Below are 1401 nucleotides of genomic sequence, written 5' to 3' on the forward strand. Positions count from 1 at the left end.
GCCGCGGGGCAGGCCAACAAGGCGGTCGTCACCGCGACCCACGTGACCGGCAGCGACACGATCACGTACGTCATCGACGACGTGGTCACCATCAAGCCGGGCGCCGGCTGCGCGTACCCGACCGCCGCGGACCACACCAAGGTGTCCTGCACGGTCACCCTCCTGGACAGTCAGGACCCGTACCCCGGCGTGGAGTTGAAGCTCGGCGACGGCAACGACACGCTCAGCTACCACAACAGGACCAGCCAGACGTACTACTTCGCCTCGTCCGACCTGGGCGCCGGCAACGACAAGTACACCGAGGACGGCAGCGTCTCCGGCAACTACGTCTCGGGCGGCACCGGCAACGACAACCTGACCCTCGGCAAGTACTCGGTGGGCTGGGGCGACAACGGCAACGACACCCTGCACGGCGGCGCCTACACCATCGCCCAGGGCGGCAACGGCAACGACACGATCACCACCACCGGAAGCGCGGCCGACGGCGGCGCGGGCAACGACGTCATCACCGCGGGCGCGGGCAACCAGAGCCTGACCGGCGGCAGCGGCAACGACCGGATCCACGGCGGCGCCGGGGACGACTTCATCTACGGCGGCACGGGCAACGACGTCCTCTACGGCGATGCCGGCGCCGACACCATCTACGGCAACTCCGGCAACGACACGCTCTGGGGCGGCACGGGCACGGACGTCCTGTCGGGCGGTCCCGGCCGGAACGTCGTCCACCAGAACTGACGCGCGGCGGGGCCCACTTGAGCCTGTCGGGAGGTGCCGCACCCTCCCGGCGGGCCCTCGCGGGCAAAACCCCTTTCCCTGCTGTCACAGCCATGTCATACGCTGCTCCCAGCAGCCGCGCCCCGCGCGTCACCGCGTCTCTCATCCGCGGTCACGTCCGGATGTTGCGCGGCGCTCTCAACTCCCGGTCTCCGGACCGGTTTTTCCTGTGGGGGAACAACAGTGCGGATGCGCAGCATCTCCACCGCGACAGCGCTCGCGGTCCTTTTCGGCTCGGCGGCGCTCAGCGTCGTGGCGACGGGCACGGCCTCGGCGGCCACCGCCACCGTCGCCTATCCCGGCGGCCTCGTGACGGACGACGCCCTCAAGCGGGTCTTCGTGGGCGACAACTCGGCCGGCACGGTCACGGCCACCGACTACTCGGGCACCGTCCTCGCCTCCGTGCGCGGCATCGGCTCGCTCACCGGCCTGACCGTCTCCGACGACGGGGCCACCGTGTACGCGGCGGTGCAGAACACACACGAGATCGTGGCGATCGACGCGGCCACCCTCAGCGTCAAGACCCGCTACGCGATACCCACCGACACCGGCCCGCGCCACATCGCGTTCTCCGCCGGCAAGGTGTGGTTCACCTACGGCGACCAGTGGGACGGCGACCTCGGTTCC

2 protein-coding genes are annotated in these 1401 nt (G+C 70.2%); both read left to right on the forward strand.

Going from position 1 to position 1401, the window contains the following annotated elements; translation table 11 throughout:
- The coding region (locus JHN63_RS51855; protein ID WP_200692049.1) for a calcium-binding protein at positions 1–735 on the forward strand (735 nt) is incomplete at its 5' end.
- 228 nt (positions 736–963) lie between these two features.
- Positions 964–1401: YncE family protein (locus tag JHN63_RS51860; protein ID WP_374223042.1), on the forward strand; the 438-nt coding region annotated here is incomplete at its 3' end.

The sequence above is a fragment of the Streptomyces sp. MBT65 genome (assembly GCF_016612545.1).
Classification (GTDB): Bacteria; Actinomycetota; Actinomycetes; order Streptomycetales; family Streptomycetaceae; genus Streptomyces.